This window comes from Microcoleus sp. B9-D4, assembly GCF_036705105.1.
In the GTDB taxonomy this organism is placed as follows: Bacteria; Cyanobacteriota; Cyanobacteriia; order Cyanobacteriales; family Microcoleaceae; genus Microcoleus.
Genome location: NZ_JAUBTS010000078.1, coordinates 1 through 21,632 on the forward strand (window position 1 = coordinate 1; position 21,632 = coordinate 21,632).

Here is a 21,632-nt window from a genome sequence, read left to right on the forward strand (position 1 = left end):
TGCCTATCTTTTTTTACCACAAGTTGCCTCAATCCTTACTAGCTATGGGTTTGGGGTGGGTTGTCACCCCCCCAGGGGATACTGACAAAGTTTTGGTTGGTTTGCTTCCCTAGATCAATTCCAGTTTTCCACTGTGCATTCTTGCCAATTACTAGCGTCCCAATCTGCTTGGCAGTTAAAATGTCAATAATTAGGCGGCTGGCATGATGTAAGTAATTGTCAACTTTTTGATGGCTCCAGCGAGTTAAGCGCTGCATCCTGGGTGAGGTTTGACGATGCCCTTTTAACTGGGATTGTAATCGGGATTTGCGTTTGTTATAGAACTGGTTAATCGATTTTAATGGTCGCCCGTTAATCAACAAAGGGATAAATCCCGGCTGATTTGAAGTTAACGCCACTAAATTATCCAGTCCCAAATCAATACTAGCTATAGAAGTAGCGTTATTGACGGTGGACTCCGGCTCATCATAAATCACCTCAATTACATAGGAATCACATTTCGGAACCAGTCTAACTTGACAAATCTGGGTGGGATTTAGTTTGGTTTTAATTAAAAGTTCAGTGCCGGAAAGCTTGATAATTCCTTTCTTCAACTGTTTGCTGCTAATCGCTTGAATCGTGTAAACGAGAAGGTTTCGCCCTTTAACTTTATCTTTGTACAACGGCCGTTTTGGGCTACCCGTGAATTTTGAAGAATCAACTTTGTAAGCTTTAACGGCTTCAAAAAACGATTTCCAATTTTTGTCTAACACCATCAAAAGTTGCTGGCTTACTTTAGCAGGCAAATCCTTGTATGCTTCATGAGACTTCATCAATCGGTTCAATTCGTTGTAGTTGACATAACCCCATCCATAAATAAAGCTCTGACGAATGACGTAATTGGCGGCATTGTAGAGGTTTTTGGACTTGAAAGCTAGTTCGTCTATTTGGGCGAAACGGTGTGACGTTGATTTAATGATGTGCCTCTCTGTTAGTTGCATTTGAGACTTGCGTTTTTTGGGCTATGCGTATTCCTTATTCAACACTCACAACAATATAATACCATTATTGTTTATAATTGCTTATAAACTCAATGAAGTTTTACAATACTGCCGCTTTTGTCAATAATGATGGTATAATCGCGGTTCTGAAGCATAAGATTTTTCCTGTTAATTAAGTTGTTCCCAAAAATATCAAAACCAGCGAGCAGAAGCTGTTGAGCTTTAGTTGCTCGCTGCGTTTTTTAGTTGATTTGCGATCGCAAATACCGGAATTTAAGCAGCAACTAAAGCATCTTTAAGCGGCTTCCAGCTAAAAGCTCGATCGCCCCCCATCTCAACTGCTATTTTAACTCGCGGTTCTAACGTCGGCAAAACAGTCAAATACTCAATCTCCTGACTCGACAAAATCTGCCCTTCAATAATCCACAGCACCAGTCCTTTTGCTTTCGGCGGCAAATTGTCTAATTGAGTTTTCAACATCGGCGGCACGAAGTACGTATAACCCACAGCCGATTCATTGCCAGTAGTTTTCTTGCCCAAATGCGGCGGCCGCACCCCGTGAACCCCCGTCAAATACATCGCCAAATCACCCAAACCCCGCGCCGAAATAGTGTGCGCCCCGTAACCTGCAGCCCTCAGCCTGCGGAGGTAGCGCCCCTCAAATCCTCCCTCTAAAGGAACGTACAGGGCCAGCGACCCCGACTTTTCCAAATCCCGAATCAGATCAGATCCCGTCGTAATCAGTCCCATAAATTTGTGTTTCCTGCTGTATCAAAATTTGGTCGATCGCTGCTTGCGAGCTGGAAATATTATAAATCCTAAAGTTGAGGCGAAAAATTCTCATCGCGGCCTTGACAAATGGCAAACACTTCATGTACTATTGTGAATTGTCGCCGTAAAGGATACTGAGTGGTTTGCTGCTCAAGTCCTGGCACAAACAAGCAAGACCGAGACAAAACTCGGAGATAAAGCCGGTAAAAAGCCGCGAATCTCAACCCTTGCAAGACTTCCACAAGCTCGCTCCCAAATTTAAAACTCAAATTTTAAACACCGAGGAAGGCTGTTGGTTGATAACAGTTAATTGCAGGAACACTGAAATAAATGTTTCTGCACAAGAGCAAGCGGATTGACGTAAATTTCGCAATCCGAAACCTCTTGCGTAAATAAAAGGAAGAAAATCCGTGTCTGTAGGCATTCTTGGCACTAAACTAGGCATGACTCAAGTGTTTGACGCCGAAGGGAGAGCCATCCCCGTCACCGTCATACAAGCAGGGCCTTGTACAGTAACTCAAATCAAAACAAAACAAACTGACGGCTACGGTGCCGTTCAAGTTGGATACAACGAAGTCAAACCAAAGGCTCTCAACAAGCCAGAACTAGGACACCTTGCCAAGTCGGGGGCGAATCCACTGCGCCACTTGCAGGAATACCGATTGGAAGACACCAGTTCATTTGAATTAGGTCAACAACTAAAAGCAGATACCTTTACACCGGGACAAATAGTAGATGTCATCGGTACAAGCATCGGTAAAGGTTTTGCAGGTTTTCAAAAGCGCCACAACTTTAAACGAGGCCCCATGTCTCACGGTTCCAAGAACCACCGAGAGCCTGGATCGATCGGGCCTGGAACTACTCCTGGTCGCGTTTATCCCGGGAAAAGAATGGCAGGACGTATGGGCAACGTTCAAGTCACCGTCCGCAAACTAACAATTGTCCGGGTGGATACAGAGCAGAATTTGCTGCTAATTAAGGGAGCAGTTCCCGGCAAAGCTGGCGCCTTAGTCAATGTTGTGCCTGAGAAAAAAGTAGGACGTTAGTCAGTAGTAAGTAGTCAGTAGTCAGCAGTCAGTAGATAGTGGTTGGCCTAGTAGCAAGCAATAACTAAGAACTAAAAGCTGAAAACTAAGAGCTGAAAACTAAGACCTGAGAACAGACAACAGACGACAGACAACAGACAACAGACAACTAACAACAGACAACTAACAACAGACAAAGGACAAAAGATATGGTTAACTGTGTAGTACGAAATTGGCAAGGCGAAGAAGTTGGGGAAACAACTTTAGAACTGCGCGTAGCCAAAGAAGAAAATGCGTCTCACATCGTTCACAGAGCATTGACGCGGCAACTGAATAACGCTCGTCAAGGAAATGCTTGCACCAAAACTCGATCGGAAGTCCGAGGCGGTGGCCGCAAACCCTGGCGTCAAAAAGGCACCGGCAGAGCCAGAGCAGGTTCAATCCGTTCTCCGCTGTGGCGGGGCGGCGGTGTCATCTTCGGGCCAAAACCGAGAGACTTTGAAGTCAAAATGAACAAAAAGGAACGCCGTCTCGCTTTGCGGACAGCATTCCAAAGTCGCACCGAAGACATCATTGTGGTTGAAGAATTTGCAGAGCAATTTCCGAGACCCAAAAGCAAAGAATTGCTGAGTGCGATCGGCCGCTGGGGCATCGAACCCGATACAAAAGTTCTGTTAATCTTGCCAGAACCGCAACCAAACGTCTACTTATCAGGACGCAACATCGAATTAGTAAACGTCATCTTGGCAACTTCCCTGAATGTTTACGACGTTCTCGCGGCTGACAAAATTATCGTCACATCTACAGCCATAGCTAAAATTCAGGAGATTTACGGTGAGTAAAATCGACCCCCGCGACTACGCAGATTTGATCCAGCGTCCGATTCTCACCGAGAAAGCTACCCGAATGATGGAATTAAATCAATTCACATTCGACGTAGCCCCCAAAGCGACCAAGCCTCAAATCAAAGCTGCAATCGAAGAACTATTTAAGGTCAAAGTCATCGGCGTCAACACCCAAAACCCGCCGCGCAAAAAGCGTCGAGTTGGCAAATTCGTCGGCTTTAAACCTTGTTACAAGCGAGCAACCGTAACTCTGACAGACGGAGACTCGATCCGCAAACTCCTATTCCCAGAAGTCTAGACGATTTTGGATTTTAGATTTTAGATTTTAGATTTTAAATTGCGGTTAACTGGTGGAAATTCTCGAACCAGAAAACTCGTAAGTTAACCAAATATCGCCAATCTTCAACCTAAAATCTAAAATCGATAAACGTCAAATCCAAAATCCAAAATCCAAAATCTAAAATAGATCGATTATGGGCATCCGTTCTTACCGACCTTATACCTCCAGCACCCGAGAACAGACCGTCTCGGACTTCGCTGAAATTACCAGATCAGAGCCAGAAAAGTCTCTAACCAGTAATAAGCACACCAAACAAGGCCGCAACAACCGAGGCGTCATCACCTGCCGCCACCGGGGAGGCGGTCACAAACGGCTGTATAGAGACATCGACTTCCGCCGCGACAAACACAGCATTCCCGCTACTGTCAAGGCGATCGAATACGACCCCAATCGCAACGCCCGCATCGCCCTCCTGTTCTACAAAGACGGCGAAAAACGGTACATCCTGCACCCGCTCAACTTAAACGTCGGTACAGTAATTGTCTCAGGCCCAGACGCGCCGATCGAAATCGGCAACGCCCTCCCCCTGAAGAACATTCCCCTCGGTACCAGCATCCACAACGTCGAGCTAGTACCCGGAAAAGGCGGACAAATCGTTCGCTCCGCCGGCTCCAGCGCTCAGCTAATGGCAAAAGAAGGTAGCTACGTCACCCTCAAACTGCCATCCGGCGAACAGCGCAAAGTCCGCGCCGACTGCTACGCCACCATCGGTCAAGTCGGCAACACCGACGCCAGAAACATCAGCCTCGGCAAAGCAGGTCGCACCCGCTGGAAAGGTCGCAGACCCACCGTTCGCGGTAGCGTCATGAACCCGGTAGACCACCCGCACGGCGGTGGCGAAGGCAGAGCTCCTATTGGGCGTCCGGGGCCTGTCACTCCTTGGGGTAAACCAGCATTGGGTGCAAAAACTCGACGCAAAAACAAGCGCAGCGACGCTTTAATCGTCCGGCGCCGCCGCAAAGCTTCCAAGCGCGGCAAGGGCGGCAGACAAAGCTAGTCAATCAGTCAGCAGTCTTCAGTGCTTAGTTATTAACTGCTAACTAATGACTGAGGACTGATGACCAATGACTGCTTAATTCTGACTAATGACTCCTGAATTACTAAAAAAATCATGTCTCGATCGCTAAAAAAAGGCCCGTTTGTCGCAGATCATCTGATGACAAAAATCGAAAAACTCAACGCCGCCGGCCAAAAACAAGTAATTAAAACTTGGTCGCGCTCTTCCACAATCCTGCCCCAAATGGTAGGTCACACGATCGCCGTTCACAACGGCAGACAGCACGTACCAGTCTACCTCACCGACCAAATGGTAGGTCACAAACTCGGAGAATTTTCCCCCACTCGCACCTTTAGAGGTCACGCGAAAAGTGGTGATAAAAAGGCGAAAAGATAGCCGAATTAGGTGACAGGTAATAGGTAGTCGGAAAAAAAATTACCAATTACCAATTACCTTTTGCCCAATTACCAATTACCAATTACCGAAATCGAAATGGCTATAGATACCACATCCGAAATTAAGGCGATCGCCCGTTACATCAGAACATCCCCCTTCAAAGTGCGCCGAGTCCTCGACCAAATTCGCGGCAAAAGCTATCAAGAAGCGCTGATTTTACTCGAATTCATGCCCTACCGCGCCTGCGAACCAATCGTCAAAGTTTTGCGATCGGCAGTAGCCAACGCCGAACACAACGCAGGATTGGATAAATCCAAGCTAGTAGTGTCTCAAGCTTACGCAGACCAAGGCCCAGTCCTCAAACGCTTTAGACCCCGCGCTCAAGGTCGCGCCTACCAAATCCGCAAGCCAACCTGTCACATTACCGTAGTAGTAGCTCCGCTCGTAGAAAACTAAACCAGGGAAAAACGTAAGAGGTAATAAACAGCTTAAAGTTGAAAAAAATGGGTAATCACCAATTACCAATTACCAATTACCAATTACCAATTACCAATTAACTCATCAACTATTATGGGCCAAAAAATACATCCAATTGGTTTTCGCCTCGGCATTACCCAAGAGCACCGCTCTCGCTGGTTTGCCGATCCCAAAAACTATCCAGAACTCTTGCAAGAAGACTATAAAATTCGCAAGTACGTTCGTAAAACCCTCAGCAATGCTGGGATTTCCTCGGTCAAAATTGAGCGGAAAGCCGATCAAATCGACCTAGAAGTCTTCACCGCCCGACCAGGCGTTGTCGTAGGCCGCGGCGGAGCAGGCATCGAAACCTTGCGCGTCGGTTTGCAGCAGCAACTCGGTAGCAACCGCCAAATCCGCATCAACGTCGTCGAAGTTCAGCGAGTAGACGCCGATGCCACACTGATCGCAGAATACATCGCTCAGCAACTAGAACGGCGCGTATCCTTCCGCCGAGTAGTCCGCCAAGCAATCACCCGCGCCCAAAAAGTCGGCATCCAAGGCATCAAAATTCAAGTCAGCGGACGCCTCAACGGTGCAGAAATTGCCCGTACCGAATGGACGCGCGAAGGAAGAGTCCCCTTGCACACGCTGCGGGCAGACATCGACTACTCCTACTGCACTGCTCAAACCATCTACGGTATTCTGGGCATTAAAGTTTGGGTTTTCAAAGGCGAAATTATTCCCGGACAGGAACAAGAGGCTGCACCAAATGCAGCAGTGCCCCGTACCAAACAAAAGCGCCGCCGCCAGAACTTTGAAGATCGATCGAACGAAGGCTAGCTAATTGTTAACTGTTAGTTGTCACTTGTTAAGTGTCAGTTGTTCCAAACCAATTAGCAATTAGCAATCACCAATTAGCAATTACCAATTACCAATTACCCAACTCCCTTTCGCCATGTTAAGCCCTAAAAGAACGAAATTCCGCAAACAACAGCGCGGGCGAATGAGCGGTATTGCCACCCGCGGCAATACAGTTAGCTTTGGCGACTTCGCGCTCCAAGCCATCGAACCCGCCTGGATTACTTCCCGCCAAATAGAAGCCGGACGGCGTGCCATGACCCGCTATATCCGTCGGGGTGGCAAAATCTGGATTCGCATTTTTCCCGACAAACCTGTCACCGAGCGCGCCGCAGAAACCCGGATGGGTTCTGGTAAAGGCTCACCAGAGTTTTGGGTTGCCGTGGTCAAACCAGGCAGGGTAATGTTTGAAATTGGCGGCGTAACTGAAGAAACTGCCCGCGAAGCCATGCGTTTGGCATCTTTCAAATTACCAATTAAAACCAAGTTCATCACTCGCGAAGAAGGCCAGTCATAGCGAAGAGCGAAGGTAGAATTAGGTCTGTATTAATCAGCATTTTAAACGGCTACAGCATTTTAAAATCTGGCTTTCATAACTTTTCTTTCCTTCGACCTTCAGCCTAAGAGACAATTATGTCTTCTGTCATACCGCTCGCTAACGAGAAAGCACACAATTATGTCTTTGACCAAGATTAAAGAAGCTAGAGAATTAAGCGATGCTGCTGTAGCAGAGCAAATTTTAGCCGTCAAGCGCCAACTAATGGAATTGCGGCTCCAGCAAGCTACCGGCCGCATGGAAAAGCCTCACCTGTTCAAGCACGCCAAACACCGGCTAGCTCAATTGATGACAGTTGAACGCGAGCGCCAAATCGTTGCTGAGAAAGAAGCGGCAGAAAAATCAGCCGCTAAAGAAACTGCCGATTCTGCTTCCAGCCCAGAAGTCAGCCCAGAGTGAGCAGCAGCCTAGCCTCTGCTCGCACAGTAGCTAAAAAAAAGTCAATTGCACAACAAAAATAGGTAGCTATGGCAATTAAAGAACGAGTTGGCGTAGTAGTCAGCGACAAGATGGATAAAACCGTCGTGGTAGCAATCGAAAACCGCTCCTCCCACACCAAATACGGCAAAATCGTAGTCCGCACCAAGCGGTACAAAGCTCACGACGAAGAAAATCAGTGCAAATCCGGCGATCGCGTCCGCATCACTGAAACTCGACCACTGAGCAAAACCAAACGTTGGACGGTTGCTGAGATTTTCGGGACAAAAAACGGCTAACAGTTAATTGCGATCTCGCGCTCGCCCGATCGGTACTTAATTAATCAATTAGTCGTCAACAGTCAACAGTTAACAGTCAACAGTTAACAGTCAACAGTTAACAGTCAACAATCACCATGATTCAACCCCAGACATACCTCAATGTCGCCGACAATAGCGGAGCCCGCAAACTGATGTGCATCCGCGTATTGGGAGGCGGCAACCGTCGCTACGGCGGAGTCGGCGATGTCATCATTGCCGTCGTCAAAGACGCCATCCCCAATATGGCTGTCAAAAAATCAGATGTCGTTCGGGCTGTCATTGTCAGAACCCGCAAAGGTTTGCGTCGCGACAGCGGCATGAGCATTCGTTTTGACGATAACGCCGCCGTTATTATCAACGTAGACGGCAACCCCAAAGGCACTCGCGTCTTCGGCCCCGTCGCCCGCGAATTGCGCGACAAAAACTTTACTAAAATCGTTTCCTTAGCCCCGGAGGTACTTTAAAATGTACGGAAAAAAGGGTAAACCAACTAGCGAGCCGCAGCGCTACAAAATGCACGTCAAAGCAGGCGATACCGTGCAAATAATTACTGGCAAAGAGAAAGGAAAAGTCGGAGAAATCTTAAAGACATATCCTAAAGTCAGCAAAGTAATTGTTAAAGGTGTAAACATCAGAACAAAGCACGTCAAGCCCCAGCAAGAGGGAGAGTCCGGGAAAATACTCACGTTTGAGGCTCCCATTCACAGCTCAAATGTCATGCACTATTCCGAAAAAGAAAAAATAGCTAGCCGCGTTTGCTATACATTTAGCGAAGACGGCCGGAAACTGCGACAGCTCAAAAAAACTGGAGAAATCATCGATAATTAGTCAGCAGTCATTAGTCATTAGTCATTAGTCATTAGACAAATGCTTTCCTGACAACAGTCAACGGACTCTTCGACTACGCTCAGGGCACCGCAACTGACAACAGTCAACTGACAACGGACAACTGACAACTAATAATTCCCTGACCAAGCCCAGGGACAGTTAACGAAACACAAAAACTATGCCGGACAAACTCAAGGTTCTTTATCAAGGAAAAATCGTTCCCACACTGATGGATCAGTTTAAATATACTAATATCCATCAGGTTCCCAAACTCGTCAAAGTCACAGTGAACCGCGGTTTGGGAGAAGCATCTCAAAACGCTAAGGCACTGGATTCGTCGATCAACGAAATTGGCATCATCACCGGTCAAAAACCAGTGGTGACGCGGGCGAAAAAAGCGATCGCAGGCTTCAAAATCCGCAAAGGAGTACCCGTCGGCGTTATGGTGACGCTGCGCGGCGATCGGATGTACGATTTTCTCGATCGGCTGATCAACCTCGCACTTCCCCGCATCCGCGACTTCCGCGGCATCAGCCCCAAAAGCTTCGACGGGCGCGGCAACTACAGCTTGGGTCTGAGAGAACAGCTAATTTTTCCAGAAATAGAATATGACCGCATCGATCAAATTCGAGGCATGGACATTTCAATTATCACCACAGCAAACACCGACGAAGAAGGACGCGCCTTGCTTAAAGAAATGGGAATGCCGTTCCGGGACAACTAAGCACTAGAGTAAGAAGCAAAAGATGGCAGCTAACGATACCATAGCAGATATGTTGACGCGCATTCGCAATTCTTGCATGGCGCGCCACCAAACAACGCAAATTCCAGCTACAAAAATGACCCGCAGCATCGCCCAAGTCCTCAAAAGTGAAGGCTTCATCGGCGAATTTGAAGAAGCAGAAGAAGGGGTCAAGCGACATTTAGTGCTTTCTCTAAAGTACAAAGGTAAAACTCGCAAGCCCATTATCACGGCACTTAAGCGAGTCAGCAAACCAGGACTGCGCGTTTACTCGAACCGTAAAGAATTGCCCAGAGTATTAGGCGGAATTGGCATTGCCATTATTTCCACCTCCAGCGGCATTATGACGGATAGAGAAGCTCGACGCCAAGGTTTGGGCGGTGAAGTGCTTTGTTATGTTTGGTAGTCATTAGTCATTAGTCATTAGTCACTGGTCGTTGGCAACAGACTCAAAAATCAATCACTAAGGACTAATAACTAAGCACTAATAATCAAGGACTAATAACTAAAAACAAAGGACAAAAAACTATGTCGCGAATTGGCAAGCGTCCGATTAGCATCCCCACGAAAGTCACCGTCACCCTAGACGGTCAAAAAGTAGCCGTCAAAGGCCCTAAAGGTGAACTTTCCCGAGTTATCCCAGCCGAAATCCTCATGGGAATTGAAGGCGAGACTTTACTCGTTACCCGCCGAGACGAATCTCGCGTCGCCAGACAACTGCACGGCTTGTGCCGCACCCTAGTCGCCAACATGGTCGAAGGTGTATCTCAAGGTTTTCAGCGGCGTCTCGAAATTATCGGCACTGGTTATCGGGCACAGGTTCAAGGACGGAACCTGATTTTAAACGTCGGTTACAGCAAACCCGTTGAAATGCCCCCTCCAGAAGGCATCACAATGGCAGTGGAAGGCAACACCAACGTCATCGTCTCTGGCATTGACAAAGAACTCGTAGGCAATACAGCAGCCCGCATCCGCGCGGTGCGTCCGCCCGAAGTCTATAAGGGCAAAGGCATTCGCTACAGCGGCGAAGTCGTCCGGCGCAAAGCTGGTAAAACAGGCAAAACAGGTAAGAAGTAACAATGAAGCTTACTCGCAAAGAATCAGTCCAGCGCAGACACCGCCGCGTTCGGCGCAAGGTGTTCGGCACCTCCGAACGTCCCAGACTAGCGGTATTTCGCTCAGAGCAGCACATCTACGCTCAAGTAATCGACGACACCGCCCAGCACACTTTGGCCGCCGCGTCAACCCTCGATCCCGAATTGAAGTCAACTCTCAGTTCTGGCGGCAACTGCTCCGCGAGCGTGCAAGTCGGTCAGTTGATTGCCAAACGCTGTTCCAGCGCTGGCATAGTCAAAGTCGTATTCGATCGCGGGGGCAACCTCTATCACGGTCGTGTCAAAGCCCTCGCAGAAGCAGCTCGCGAAGCGGGGTTAGACTTTTAGGAAGAAGGAAGAAGGAAGAAGGAAGAAGGAAGAAGGAAGAAGGAATATACAACAAAATTCTTAATTCCTAATTGTTAATTTCTCATTTCCAACTACCAGTTACTAATCCCCAATTCCCAAAGAACAAAACTATGGCAGAACAAAAAGAACAGCGCAACAAGAAAAAAAGCAGCAGCAACAACAAAGGGCGCGAAAAAGAATCCGAATGGCAAGAACGGGTTGTTCAGATTCGGCGCGTTACCAAAGTAGTCAAAGGTGGTAAAAAACTCAGCTTCCGCGCCATAGTCATTATTGGCAACGAACGCGGTCAAGTTGGAGTAGGAGTCGGCAAAGCTAGCGACGTAATCGGTGCCGTTAAAAAAGGCGTCGCTGACGGCAAAAAGCACCTAATTGAAGTCCCCCTCACCAAATCTAACTCCATCCCTCACCCCATCAACGGTGATGGTGGCGGAGCTAAAGTCATGATGCGGCCGGCCGCTCCAGGAACCGGGGTAATTGCAGGGGGAGCAGTGCGAACTGTTCTCGAACTAGCAGGAGTCCGCAATATCTTAGCCAAACAGCTAGGTTCTGGAAATCCCTTAAACAACGCCCGAGCCGCAGTCAATGCCCTCTCCACCCTCCGCACCTTGTCCGAAGTTGCTCAAGAGCGCGGAATTCCAGTAGAAAATCTCTACGGTTAGGGCACGCGAGAATGGGAAACTGTAAGTTTTGAGTGTTAAGTGCTTGCGGTGAAAATAAAAAAATCCGCAACTTAAAACTCACGCACTCAAAACTACTGCGTACCCCCTCTCTAAATACCAATTACCAATTACCAATTACTAAAACTATGAGATTGCAAGACGCCCGACCCAAAGCAGGCTCCCAAAAGCGCCCCCGACGCTTGGGCAGAGGTATTTCTGCCGGTCAAGGCGCGAGCTCCGGCAAAGGGATGCGCGGTCAAAAATCTAGAGCCGGTAGCGGCACTAGACCCGGTTTTGAAGGAGGTCAAAATCCTCTCTACCGCCGTCTCCCCAAGTTGAAAAGCTTCCCTCTAGTGAACCGGAAAGAGTACACTACCATTAATGTAAGTAAATTAGCATCGCTGCCAGCAAACACCGAAGTTACTCTCACCTCTTTGATCCAAGCAAAAATTGTCACCACAGACGATGGGCCGCTGAAAATCTTAGGAGATGGTGAACTGAATGTACCCTTGCAAGTGCGCGCCTCGGCTTTTACCGCAGGTGCTCGCGCCAAAATTGAAGCTGCAGGCGGAAGTTGCGAATTAGTTGCGTGAAGATTTTGAGGTTTGAGAGTCTGTCCAAATCTCAAATCCTCAAGCTTGCTATCAGAAAATGATTTAGTCGAAAATCCCAAATCTAAAATCCAAAATCGTAACTATGGACGTTAGTAGAGAAAAAGCGCCAACTGCACAAGAGACGTTCATGCAGATGGCTCAAGCTGCTGGTTTACGAGGCCGAATCCTCGTAACCCTTGGCTTACTGATTTTAGTACGCCTGGGTGTCCACTTGCCAGTCCCCGGCATCGATCGAGTCGCCTTTGCCCAAAACGTCCAAAATAGCCCTTTAATTGGCTTTTTGGATTTGTTCTCAGGAGGCGGCTTGTCAGCTTTGGGGATTTTCGCGCTGGGGATTTTGCCCTACATTAATGCTTCAATTATTGTGCAACTTCTAACGGCGGCTCTGCCAAGCTTAGAAGACTTGCAGAAAAATGAAGGAGAAGCAGGGCGACGCAAGATTTCTCAAATTACTCGCTACGTTTCTTTGGGCTGGGCAATTCTGCAAAGTATTGGCATTGCGATTTGGGTCAGCCCTTTTGCTCAATCTCCATCGCCTTTATTCATAGCACAAACTGCTTTGGCTCTGACAGCCGGCTCAATGTTTGTAATGTGGATATCGGAAGTGGTGACGGAGCGAGGTATCGGGAACGGAGCCTCGCTGCTGATTTTTATCAATATTGTGTCGGTATTGCCGCGCTCTTTGGGACAAACTTTTGAATTGGCTCAAAGTGGGGACACGCAAGTTGTCGGCCGTGTAGTCGTTCTGCTGCTGGTCTTTTTGGTGACGATTGTCGGGATTGTTTTTGTTCAGGAAGGTACTCGCCGCATTCCGATTATTTCGGCCCGCCGCCAAGTCGGCCGCAAAGTTTATCGGGAGAGCCGGAGTTATCTGCCCCTGCGCTTGAATCAAGGCGGAGTGATGCCGATTATTTTTGCATCTTCGGTGTTGATTGTGCCTTCTTTCCTCGCTCAGTCTCTCAATAACCCGTTTTTGGTTCAAGTTGCTAATGTTTTGAGTCCGAACGGGCCGGCGCCTTGGGCTTACGCGCTGTTTTATCTGACTTTGATTCTGTTCTTCAGCTATTTCTACGCTTCGTTGATTGTCAACCCTGTAGATATGTCTCAGAACTTGAAGAAAATGGGCGCCAGCATTCCTGGAATTCGTCCGGGTCAGAAAACGAGTGATTATGTGGAGAAGGTTTTGAACCGTTTGACTTTCTTGGGAGCGATTTTTCTCGGTCTGGTGGCCATTGTACCAACTGCTGTAGAAAGCGCGATCGGCGTGCAAACTTTTAGAGGTTTTGGCGCAACTTCCCTACTGATTCTAGTAGGTGTGGCGATCGAAACTGCTAAGCAAATTCAAACTTACGTCATCTCCCAACGATATGAAGGAATGGTGAAGTAATCGCAATGCAATTGATTTTTATGGGGCCTCCAGGGGCCGGAAAGGGAACTCAGGCTCAGCTCTTAGCCGCTCTCTGGAAAATACCCCACATTTCTACAGGTGACATCCTACGCGCCTGCGTAGTTGCCAAAACTGACTTGGGTCAAAAGGCACAATCCTACATGGATCGGGGAGAGTTGGTTCCTGACGAGTTATTGATGGATATCGTGCAAGAACGTATGAATCAGCCAGATGCTCGTGCTGGCTGGATTCTCGACGGCTTTCCCCGCACAGTCGCCCAGGCAGCTTTTTTTGACAAACTGCTCTGCGATGTTGAAGGAAGTACGTCTGGAAAGGACTGCGCTCTCAGAGCTGTCAATTTGGACGTTCCTGACAATGTTTTGGTGGCTCGCCTGTTGTCGCGGGGGCGTCAGGATGATAATGAGGAGACAATCCGCCGCCGATTGCAAGTTTATCGCGAGCAAACTGAGCCTTTGATTGATTTTTACAGCGGCCGTCAACAATTAGTTGCGGTTGATGGCGATCGAGCGATGGAATTAGTGACAGCAGAACTGCAACAAGTTCTCTCGATCGACTCTTGAACCCTCTCAATACAGCTTGTTACTCACAAGCTTTTGCTAAGATATGTTAACTAGGAGCTTTTTGTGCTATCAGGTTTTGTGAGGGTTGCTAGAGACCGGATTGAACTCCATACTAATTGCCACAACTTTACTCAAGTAAAGCTAAAGCGAGCGGTTGGTTGAGTCAAAAAGTCGATCGAGTCGCCCTAATTATTGCCCCCCTTCCCGTTTGACTCCTACCAGTAAATAGGCTTTGAGGCAAACAGCGGGACACTCCTAGTTAATCAAATGTAGAGTTGAGGTAAATACCAAATTGTCTAAGCAAGATTTAATTGAAATGGAAGGGACAGTGACGGAATCCCTGCCCAATGCGATGTTTCGCGTTGACCTAGATAATGGGTTTAACGTGCTGGCTCACATTTCCGGCAAGATCCGCCGCAACTACATCAAAATTCTGCCTGGCGATCGCGTCAAAGTCGAATTGACTCCCTATGACTTGACCAAAGGCAGGATTACTTATCGCCTTCGGAAAAAATAGGCTTAGATAAAACTTTCTAAAAACTAATTCTAAGTTTAATTTAGAGAGAATTTGGTAAAAAGCTTCAAATTTATGCTATAATGCTACGTTTGTAGTGTTGCCGAGAAGGGCGTCAACAACCCACCGGTGTACCGGGTTAAGTCATTGTTACACCGTAAAAGTATCGCTCGCCAACACTCTGGCGCAGGCGAACTTTACCCAGCAATGGGAGTGGGTGCAAGCGGGCTCCTTCATGAAACAACCCGCACTTTATACAATTTAATCGAGGAGAGGCCTACACCTTGCCCAGCCTCTCCTCCCACCGCTCTACGGGCAGTCCCAGCGTGCCTGCTCTCCGGTAGAGCGGGGTTCTCCAGGCAGGAAGAAAGATGAAAGTTCGAGCATCTGTCAAAAAAATTTGTGAGAAATGTCGCGTCATCCGCCGTCGCGGTCGAGTGATGGTGATATGCACTAACCCGAAACACAAACAACGCCAAGGTTAGAAAAAAGCAAGATTGGGCACTGCACGCAGGTGCATCCTAATTGAACATTGTAGCCAAACAGGAAAACTAGGGAGACAAAAAGTGTGGCACGGATTGCCGGGGTAGACCTTCCACGCGATAAGCGCGTCGAAATAGGTCTGACATACATTTACGGAATAGGCTTGTCGCGGGCCCAAAAAATTATCGCTGCAACAGGCGTAAATCCTGACACTCGCGTCAAGGATTTAACAGAGGCCGACGTGACAGCTCTGCGGGCTCATGTAGAAACAACATACCAAATCGAAGGAGACCTCCGGCGCTGGGAGTCAATGAACATCAAGCGCCTGATGGACATCGGAACTTATCGCGGTCGGCGTCACCGTTTGGGTCTGCCGGTGCGGGGACAACGAACCCGTACCAACGCCAGAACCCGTCGTGGCGTCCGCCGAACAGTTGCGGGCAAGAAAAAGGCACCTTCCAAGAAGTAACATCTTTTTTGGAAAAATACGCTGGGGGCTGCTGGCTCCTAGCGCTTCGGGACATTAGTTGAGAGAAACGTTAAAGAGACTAATATGGCGCGACCACAAACAGGCAAGAAATCTGGTGCAAAAAAGCAGAAACGGAATGTACCCAATGGGGTAGGCTACATCCAGTCTACCTTTAACAACACGATTGTAACTATTACCGACCTCAACGGCGAAGTCATATCCTGGGCATCGGCAGGTTCCAGCGGTTTTAAAGGAGCTAAGAAGGGGACTCCCTTTGCAGCTCAAACAGCAGCAGAAAGTGCTGCCCGCAGAGCCAATGACCAAGGGATGCGCCAAATAGAAGTAATGGTGAGCGGACCCGGAGCAGGTCGAGAAACTGCTATTCGGGCGCTGCAAGGGGCGGGACTGGAAATCACCCTGATTAGAGATGTTACCCCAATTCCTCACAACGGCTGTCGCCCTCCCAAGCGGCGTAGAGTCTAAAACGATTTGAGATTTTAGATTTTAGATTTTGGATAATGGCTAACTGCTTAAAGTCAAAAACTAATGGTTCTAACTGTTGCCCCGTCCATCCAAAATCCGAAATCCGTTCAGGGGTATGCTCTGCAATCTAAAATCCAAAATCAAAAATCCAAAGTGGAAAAGGGAGGTCACTCCGTGGCGCAGTTTCAAATTGAATGTATAGAGTCTAACACTGACAAAGACCGCAGTCAGTACGGAAAATTTGTCCTGGAACCGCTCGATCGCGGTCAAGGAACAACTGTTGGGAATGCGCTTCGGCGAGTTCTGCTGTCAAATTTGGAAGGAACGGCAGTAACTTCAGTCCGAATCGCGGGCGTCAATCACGAGTTTGCCACGATCGAAGGGGTACGTGAGGATGTTCTAGAAATTCTCCTGAACATGAAAGAGGTCGTCCTCAAAACTCATTCTCAGCAGCCGCAAATCGGCAGGTTGCGGATTGAGGGGCCCGTCACCGTTACGGCCGATCGATTCGATTTGCCCTCTGAGGTGGAATTGATCGATCGATCCCAGTACATTGCAACTCTCTCGCCCGGCTCAGTTCTGGAAATGGAATTCAGAATTGAAAAAGGCATCGGATACCGAGCAGTAGACCGCAGTCGCGATGATGGCTCGGCTTTGGATTTCCTCCAAATTGACGCCATCTTTATGCCGATTCGCAGAGTCAACTACAGCGTTGAAGATGCTCGGGTAGGCGGTACAGTCGAGAAAGACCGGCTGATTATGGAAATCTGGACTGATGGCAGCGTGACTCCTCAAGAAGCTTTGAGTCAATCTGCCAACATCCTGGTAGATTTATTTTCACCTCTCAAAGACATCACCCAAGATTCTCTCAAACCAGAGTATCCAGGTGAAGCCGATCCTACTAGCCAAATTCCGATCGAAGAATTGCAGTTGTCCGTCCGGGCTTACAACTGTCTCAAGCGGGCTCAGATCAACTCAGTTGCAGACTTATTGGATTATACCCAAGAAGACTTGCTCGAGATCAAGAATTTCGGGCAGAAGTCCGCAGAAGAAGTGATTGAAGCTTTACAAAAACGCTTGGGCATTACCTTGCCACAGGAAAAATCAGCTAAAAGTTAATCAACGGGTAACGGGTAAAAAAGTTCTGAATTTTAAGTAGGTGAGTTTTTAAGTTAAAGAAATCACCGCTCAAAACTCGCGGACTATCCCGGCACCCAATTACCAATTACCAATTACCAACTGCTATGCGTCACCGCTGTCGCGTTCCCCAACTCAACAAACCGGCTGACCAGCGCCGCGCCCTGCTGCGCTCGCTGACCACCGAATTAATCCGCCACGGTAAAATTACTACCACTCTCGCCCGCGCCAAAGCGCTGCGCCCAGAGGCGGACAGAATGATTACCCTGGCAAAAGATGGCTCATTGGCCGCTCGCCGGCAAGCTATGGGCTTTATCTACGACAAACAGTTAGTACACGCCTTGTTTGAAGCAGCCCAAGAACGGTACGGCTCGCGCAACGGCGGCTACACCCGCGTAGTGCGAACTGTCCCCCGTCAAGGAGACAATTCCGAAATGGCGATCGTTGAACTGGTTTAATTCAATTTTGGGTTGGAGATTTGTGATTTATGACTGACAATCCAAAATCCCCAATCGAAAATCCCCAATCGATACAGCGCGTTGCTCTAGTAATCCAATACCTCGGCACTAACTTTCACGGTTGGCAGCGACAGCCGAACCAGCGTACAGTACAAGAAGAAATTGAAACAGCAATATCGACTGTTCTGGAACGCCCGGTAACGCTGCACGCTGCTGGGAGAACCGATGCAGGAGTTCACGCTGCTGCTCAAGTAGCGCATTTTGATGCCCACGGCCCAATTCCGGCTCACCGCTGGGCAAGTGTTCTCAACTCTCGACTGGCAAAAGATATTTTAATTCGAGCTTCGGCAAAGGTGGAACCTACCTGGCACGCTCGGTTCTCAGCCAGTTGGCGGCGCTATCGCTACACCCTTTATACAGACCCGACCCCTAATTTGTTTGTGCGTCCTTTTGCTTGGCACTGCTATCACGCCCCTGTGGATGAATCTTTGATTCAGACAGCATTGACACCGCTCATCGGGCGGCATCACCTGGCTGCTTTCCACCGCGCGGGTTCTGCCCGCCCCCATTCCTGGGTGGACGTGCAAGCGGCCGAGTGTCAGCGTTCTGGGCCTCTTATCTATATTGAGGTTCAGGCGAGCGGGTTTCTGTACGGGATGATGCGGCTGCTGGTGGGGTTGCTGGTGCAGGTGGGTCGCGGGGAAAGGCCGATCGACAATTTCACAGATATCTGGGTCAACGAACGCCGAGAAATGGTAAAATATGCCGCTCCCGCTCAAGGTTTGTGCCTGCTGCGGGTTGGCTATTCAGAATTTCCCTTTCCCCCAGAGGTCTGGTACGACACCCAGCCAAAATTAGTCATTAGTCATTAGTCAGCAGTCATTAGTCATTAGTCATTAGGTAACTACTAATAAAAAACTAAGGACAACTAACAATTAAAAACTGACAACTGACAACTGACAACTGACAACTAACAACAGTTAACAGTTAATAGACAACTAACAACAAACAATGAACAAAACTTACGTCCCTACTCAAGACTCCCTAGAGCACAAGTGGTACGTGGTCGATGCCGCTGACCAGCGGCTGGGCCGTCTGGCAACAGAAGTTGCCATGTACCTCCGGGGGAAACACAAACCGACTTACACTCCTTCTATGGATACCGGCGACTTCGTAATTGTCATCAATGCGGACAAAATCGCTGTTACTGGCAAAAAACGCACCCAGAAAATCTACCGTCGCCATTCTGGAAGACCGGGCGGCATGAAAACAGAAACTTTTGCCAAATTGCAAGCACGTTTGCCCGAAAGAATTGTCGAAGAAGCTATACGAGGAATGCTGCCTCACACTTCTCTGGGCAGACAACTGTTTACTAAACTGAAGGTGTACGCTGGCCCCAACCACCCGCACCAAGCTCAAAAACCAGAAGAATTAATTGTTCACACGATTCCGGGAGGAAATGAGTAATGCAAGCAACAGATACATCCGGTCGCGCTGTGTACTGGGGTACCGGCCGCCGCAAGTGTTCCGTAGCGCGGGTGCGCTTGGTTCCCGGCACTGGCATACTGACTGTCAATGGTAAAGAGGGGGATTTGTACCTGCAATTCAACCCTACTTATTTGGCTCTCGCTAAGGCCCCTCTGGAAACTTTGGGTCTGGAAAATGAGTACGACATTTTGGTAAAAGTCGAAGGCGGTGGCTTGACGGGTCAGGCTGACTCGATTCGCTTGGGTGTCGCTAGAGCACTTTGTCAATTAGACCCGGACAACCGCAAGCCTCTGAAGACTGAGGGCTATTTGACTCGCGACCCGCGGGCCAAAGAACGGAAAAAGTACGGTTTGCGGAAAGCTCGCAAAGCTCCTCAATACTCGAAGCGGTAATCCAGGTTCGGCACCGGATTGTGTAACGGATGTAACGGATGTAACGGATAGAAGGAAGAAGGAAGAGGGAAGAAGGCAAAATTATCCAGATTCTATCTTCCTTTTTTTCAACTCTATTTCTGATTGCTGGTTCCACAAGATATTAGGCCAAATTGCTGCTGTTGTTGGTACGCAAGTCCTAGGACAGCTAAAATGGTTGTAAAGTCAAAAATTAGAGAGTAAAAAACAATGGCAAAAGATGGCATTCACCCTGAGTGGTATCCCGAATCTCAGGTTTATTGCAACGGGGAACTTGTGATGACGGTGGGATCAACTAGACCAAAGCTTCAAGTTGATGTCTGGTCGGGAAATCATCCTTTCTATACTGGCACTCAGAAGATTATTGATACTGAAGGTCGTGTGGAGCGCTTTATGCGGAAATACGGCATGACCGAGGTAGAAATGCCGAAGGCAGATGCTTCCTCTGGACCGCTGAAAATGGAAGATCCGAAAGCAGATGCTTCTAAGGCTGCGGGTAAAGGCAAAAAGAAGAAGTAGCCGGATTGTCATTTGTCCGCAGTTTGTTGAGAGTAGTTCTTTCTACTGGCAACTTACCGCCCTCGGATTTTAGATTTTAGATTGAAGACTTCGCTATGCAGGCAGTTGATCTCGATCGACATTCTATCCTAACTGCTCTTGAGTTCTAAAATCTAAAATCGATCCGCCCTCGGATTGGAGAGTTTAGATTGAAGACTTGCTAAGCAGGCAGTTGAGTTCGATCGAGTTGAGTTCGATCGAGATTCTATCCCCACTGTTCTTCAAATCTAAAATCTAAAATCTAAAATCTAAAATCTAAAATCGATTGACAAAGGACAACTGACAATGGCTGAATCTTATTTGCTGGATAAATTGAAGTCGGTAGAGCAAACTTTTAATGAGTTGACTCGCCGCATGGCTGACCCGGATGTGGCTAGGGACAATCAAGAGTTTCAACGGGTAGCAAAAGCTCGATCGTCCTTGGAGGAAGTGGTCGATACTTTTGCTCTGTGGAAAACCACTCAGGAAGATTTGGTGGGCGCGCGACAGGTTCTCAAGGAAGCCGCGGGCGATCGAGATATGCAAGAAATGGCTGCGCTGGAAGTTCAGGAACTTGAGGCGAAGCTGGAGAGTTTGGAAAGTCGTTTGAAGGTTTTGCTGCTCCCCCGCGACCCGAACGATGACAAGAATATTATGCTGGAAATTAGGGCCGGTACTGGCGGTGATGAGGCTAGTATTTGGGCGGGAGATTTGCTGCGGCTGTATTCGCGCTACGCTCAAACTCAAGGCTGGCAGGTGAAGTTGGTGAGCGAGTCGCTGGCGGAAATGGGCGGCTTTAAAGAGGTGATTCTGGAAATTACAGGCGACAGCGTTTACAGCAAGCTGAAGTTTGAGGCTGGAGTACACCGGGTGCAGCGAGTGCCGGTGACTGAGGCTGGCGGCCGGGTGCATACTTCGACGGCGACGGTGGCTGTGATGCCGGAGGTGGATGATGTGGAGATTCACATCGATCCGAAGGATATTGAGATGAGTACGGCTCGATCGGGCGGTGCTGGCGGTCAAAACGTGAACAAGGTGGAAACTGCTGCGGATTTGTTTCACAAGCCGACGGGAATTCGGATTTTCTGTACTGAGGAGCGCAGTCAGTTGCAGAATAAGGAGCGGGCGATGCAGATTTTGCGGGCTAAGCTCTATGAGATGAAGTTGCGGGAGCAGCAGGATGAGGTGAAGTCGCGGCGTTTGGCTCAGGTTGGTACTGGTTCGCGATCGGAGAAGATTCGCACTTACAACTATAAGGACAATCGGGCTACCGACCACCGTTTGGGGGAAAATTTCTCGCTCAATAGTGTTTTGGAAGGGGATATTGAGGGGATTATTCAAACTTGCATTTCTCAGGATCAGCAGGAACGTTTGGCTGAGTTGGCTGCTTCTACTAATTGATGGAGTGATAGGGG

General features: G+C 48.4%; 32 protein-coding genes and 1 pseudogene. 31 read left to right on the top strand and 2 right to left on the bottom strand.

Annotated elements, in window-relative coordinates:
- Positions 1 to 74: 74 nt before the first annotated feature.
- Together QUB24_RS29335 and QUB24_RS29340 are read right to left on the bottom strand one after the other, a co-directional pair.
- Positions 75 to 980: pseudogene (locus tag QUB24_RS29335) on the bottom strand (RNA-guided endonuclease InsQ/TnpB family protein); the annotation flags it as partial.
- Positions 981 to 1,253: 273 nt separating this feature from the next.
- On the bottom strand, positions 1,254 to 1,730 hold the full coding sequence (locus QUB24_RS29340) for an NAD(P)H-quinone oxidoreductase subunit N (protein WP_333157137.1): 477 nt from the start codon (positions 1,728 to 1,730) through the stop codon (positions 1,254 to 1,256).
- 431 nt (positions 1,731 to 2,161) lie between these two features.
- On the opposite strand from QUB24_RS29340, the gene rplC reads away from it, so the two are divergent.
- The 31 genes from rplC (at position 2,162) to prfA (ending at position 21,618) form a co-directional block, all read left to right on the top strand.
- Complete coding sequence (gene rplC / locus QUB24_RS29345) at positions 2,162 to 2,797, top strand: 50S ribosomal protein L3 (RefSeq protein WP_333039608.1); 636 nt, start codon at positions 2,162 to 2,164, stop codon at positions 2,795 to 2,797.
- A gap of 188 nt (positions 2,798 to 2,985) precedes the next feature.
- The gene (rplD, locus tag QUB24_RS29350) at positions 2,986 to 3,618 is read left to right on the top strand and encodes a 50S ribosomal protein L4 (protein WP_333082092.1); all 633 of its coding nucleotides are present in this window, start codon (positions 2,986 to 2,988) and stop codon (positions 3,616 to 3,618) included.
- Positions 3,611 to 3,919 (top strand): 50S ribosomal protein L23, encoded by a 309-nt coding sequence (locus QUB24_RS29355; protein WP_006634999.1) that lies wholly within the window; start codon positions 3,611 to 3,613, stop codon positions 3,917 to 3,919. Before rplD ends, QUB24_RS29355 begins: the two co-directional genes overlap by 8 nt.
- 175 nt (positions 3,920 to 4,094) lie before the next feature.
- On the top strand, positions 4,095 to 4,958 hold the full coding sequence (gene rplB / locus QUB24_RS29360) for a 50S ribosomal protein L2 (RefSeq protein WP_333057787.1): 864 nt from the start codon (positions 4,095 to 4,097) through the stop codon (positions 4,956 to 4,958).
- Positions 4,959 to 5,072: 114 nt separating this feature from the next.
- On the top strand, positions 5,073 to 5,354 hold the full coding sequence (gene rpsS, locus QUB24_RS29365) for a 30S ribosomal protein S19 (protein ID WP_041623488.1): 282 nt from the start codon (positions 5,073 to 5,075) through the stop codon (positions 5,352 to 5,354).
- 96 nt (positions 5,355 to 5,450) lie between these two features.
- The gene (gene rplV / locus QUB24_RS29370) at positions 5,451 to 5,810 is read left to right on the top strand and encodes a 50S ribosomal protein L22 (RefSeq protein ID WP_190657986.1); all 360 of its coding nucleotides are present in this window, start codon (positions 5,451 to 5,453) and stop codon (positions 5,808 to 5,810) included.
- Positions 5,811 to 5,924: 114 nt separating this feature from the next.
- The gene (rpsC, locus tag QUB24_RS29375; protein ID WP_006634995.1) at positions 5,925 to 6,653 is read left to right on the top strand and encodes a 30S ribosomal protein S3; all 729 of its coding nucleotides are present in this window, start codon (positions 5,925 to 5,927) and stop codon (positions 6,651 to 6,653) included.
- Positions 6,654 to 6,768: 115 nt separating this feature from the next.
- On the top strand, positions 6,769 to 7,188 hold the full coding sequence (gene rplP / locus QUB24_RS29380) for a 50S ribosomal protein L16 (RefSeq protein WP_333157138.1): 420 nt from the start codon (positions 6,769 to 6,771) through the stop codon (positions 7,186 to 7,188).
- Positions 7,189 to 7,347: 159 nt separating this feature from the next.
- A complete protein-coding gene (gene rpmC, locus QUB24_RS29385) occupies positions 7,348 to 7,626 on the top strand; it encodes a 50S ribosomal protein L29 (protein ID WP_333157139.1) in 279 nt (92 codons plus the stop codon).
- A 68-nt stretch (positions 7,627 to 7,694) separates the two neighbouring features.
- Positions 7,695 to 7,943: a 30S ribosomal protein S17 gene (gene rpsQ / locus QUB24_RS29390; RefSeq protein WP_006634992.1), complete on the top strand. Its 249-nt coding sequence runs from the start codon at positions 7,695 to 7,697 to the stop codon at positions 7,941 to 7,943.
- Between the two features lie 116 nt (positions 7,944 to 8,059).
- Positions 8,060 to 8,428, top strand: a complete 369-nt coding sequence (gene rplN, locus QUB24_RS29395) for a 50S ribosomal protein L14 (RefSeq protein WP_006634991.1) — start codon at positions 8,060 to 8,062, stop codon at positions 8,426 to 8,428.
- A 1-nt stretch (position 8,429) separates the two neighbouring features.
- On the top strand, positions 8,430 to 8,792 hold the full coding sequence (gene rplX, locus QUB24_RS29400) for a 50S ribosomal protein L24 (protein ID WP_333157140.1): 363 nt from the start codon (positions 8,430 to 8,432) through the stop codon (positions 8,790 to 8,792).
- Between the two features lie 178 nt (positions 8,793 to 8,970).
- Entirely contained in the window at positions 8,971 to 9,516 is a 546-nt protein-coding gene (rplE, locus tag QUB24_RS29405) for a 50S ribosomal protein L5 (RefSeq protein ID WP_006634989.1), read from the top strand.
- A gap of 22 nt (positions 9,517 to 9,538) precedes the next feature.
- Positions 9,539 to 9,940, top strand: a complete 402-nt coding sequence (gene rpsH, locus QUB24_RS29410) for a 30S ribosomal protein S8 (protein WP_190737227.1) — start codon at positions 9,539 to 9,541, stop codon at positions 9,938 to 9,940.
- 122 nt (positions 9,941 to 10,062) lie between these two features.
- Positions 10,063 to 10,611 carry a 50S ribosomal protein L6 gene (rplF, locus tag QUB24_RS29415; protein ID WP_333039622.1) on the top strand — a complete coding sequence of 183 codons (549 nt, stop codon included), beginning with the start codon at positions 10,063 to 10,065 and terminating at the stop codon, positions 10,609 to 10,611.
- Positions 10,612 to 10,613: 2 nt separating this feature from the next.
- Positions 10,614 to 10,976 (top strand): 50S ribosomal protein L18, encoded by a 363-nt coding sequence (rplR, locus tag QUB24_RS29420; RefSeq protein ID WP_006634986.1) that lies wholly within the window; start codon positions 10,614 to 10,616, stop codon positions 10,974 to 10,976.
- A 131-nt stretch (positions 10,977 to 11,107) separates the two neighbouring features.
- Complete coding sequence (gene rpsE / locus QUB24_RS29425) at positions 11,108 to 11,656, top strand: 30S ribosomal protein S5 (RefSeq protein WP_190745441.1); 549 nt, start codon at positions 11,108 to 11,110, stop codon at positions 11,654 to 11,656.
- 146 nt (positions 11,657 to 11,802) lie between these two features.
- Positions 11,803 to 12,249: a 50S ribosomal protein L15 gene (gene rplO / locus QUB24_RS29430; RefSeq protein WP_333082088.1), complete on the top strand. Its 447-nt coding sequence runs from the start codon at positions 11,803 to 11,805 to the stop codon at positions 12,247 to 12,249.
- A 103-nt stretch (positions 12,250 to 12,352) separates the two neighbouring features.
- On the top strand, positions 12,353 to 13,657 hold the full coding sequence (secY, locus tag QUB24_RS29435) for a preprotein translocase subunit SecY (protein WP_333074732.1): 1,305 nt from the start codon (positions 12,353 to 12,355) through the stop codon (positions 13,655 to 13,657).
- A gap of 5 nt (positions 13,658 to 13,662) precedes the next feature.
- Entirely contained in the window at positions 13,663 to 14,238 is a 576-nt protein-coding gene (locus tag QUB24_RS29440) for an adenylate kinase (protein WP_333157141.1), read from the top strand.
- A 292-nt stretch (positions 14,239 to 14,530) separates the two neighbouring features.
- Positions 14,531 to 14,755, top strand: coding sequence for a translation initiation factor IF-1 (gene infA / locus QUB24_RS29445; RefSeq protein WP_006276978.1), 225 nt, complete (start codon positions 14,531 to 14,533; stop codon positions 14,753 to 14,755).
- Between the two features lie 368 nt (positions 14,756 to 15,123).
- The gene (rpmJ, locus tag QUB24_RS29450) at positions 15,124 to 15,237 is read left to right on the top strand and encodes a 50S ribosomal protein L36 (protein WP_015178722.1); all 114 of its coding nucleotides are present in this window, start codon (positions 15,124 to 15,126) and stop codon (positions 15,235 to 15,237) included.
- An 83-nt stretch (positions 15,238 to 15,320) separates the two neighbouring features.
- Complete coding sequence (rpsM, locus tag QUB24_RS29455; protein WP_006634981.1) at positions 15,321 to 15,704, top strand: 30S ribosomal protein S13; 384 nt, start codon at positions 15,321 to 15,323, stop codon at positions 15,702 to 15,704.
- 84 nt (positions 15,705 to 15,788) lie between these two features.
- Positions 15,789 to 16,187 carry a 30S ribosomal protein S11 gene (gene rpsK / locus QUB24_RS29460; RefSeq protein WP_332978136.1) on the top strand — a complete coding sequence of 133 codons (399 nt, stop codon included), beginning with the start codon at positions 15,789 to 15,791 and terminating at the stop codon, positions 16,185 to 16,187.
- A 174-nt stretch (positions 16,188 to 16,361) separates the two neighbouring features.
- Entirely contained in the window at positions 16,362 to 17,306 is a 945-nt protein-coding gene (locus tag QUB24_RS29465; protein ID WP_333057810.1) for a DNA-directed RNA polymerase subunit alpha, read from the top strand.
- A 125-nt stretch (positions 17,307 to 17,431) separates the two neighbouring features.
- On the top strand, positions 17,432 to 17,782 hold the full coding sequence (rplQ, locus tag QUB24_RS29470) for a 50S ribosomal protein L17 (RefSeq protein ID WP_190657966.1): 351 nt from the start codon (positions 17,432 to 17,434) through the stop codon (positions 17,780 to 17,782).
- Between the two features lie 29 nt (positions 17,783 to 17,811).
- The gene (truA, locus tag QUB24_RS29475) at positions 17,812 to 18,654 is read left to right on the top strand and encodes a tRNA pseudouridine(38-40) synthase TruA (protein ID WP_333057795.1); all 843 of its coding nucleotides are present in this window, start codon (positions 17,812 to 17,814) and stop codon (positions 18,652 to 18,654) included.
- 139 nt (positions 18,655 to 18,793) lie between these two features.
- Positions 18,794 to 19,249 carry a 50S ribosomal protein L13 gene (rplM, locus tag QUB24_RS29480; RefSeq protein WP_015178725.1) on the top strand — a complete coding sequence of 152 codons (456 nt, stop codon included), beginning with the start codon at positions 18,794 to 18,796 and terminating at the stop codon, positions 19,247 to 19,249.
- Complete coding sequence (rpsI, locus tag QUB24_RS29485; protein WP_194067224.1) at positions 19,249 to 19,662, top strand: 30S ribosomal protein S9; 414 nt, start codon at positions 19,249 to 19,251, stop codon at positions 19,660 to 19,662. Before rplM ends, rpsI begins: the two co-directional genes overlap by 1 nt.
- 228 nt (positions 19,663 to 19,890) lie before the next feature.
- Complete coding sequence (gene rpmE, locus QUB24_RS29490; RefSeq protein ID WP_242719730.1) at positions 19,891 to 20,199, top strand: 50S ribosomal protein L31; 309 nt, start codon at positions 19,891 to 19,893, stop codon at positions 20,197 to 20,199.
- Between the two features lie 324 nt (positions 20,200 to 20,523).
- Complete coding sequence (gene prfA / locus QUB24_RS29495) at positions 20,524 to 21,618, top strand: peptide chain release factor 1 (RefSeq protein WP_333157142.1); 1,095 nt, start codon at positions 20,524 to 20,526, stop codon at positions 21,616 to 21,618.
- Positions 21,619 to 21,632: the final 14 nt, after the last annotated feature.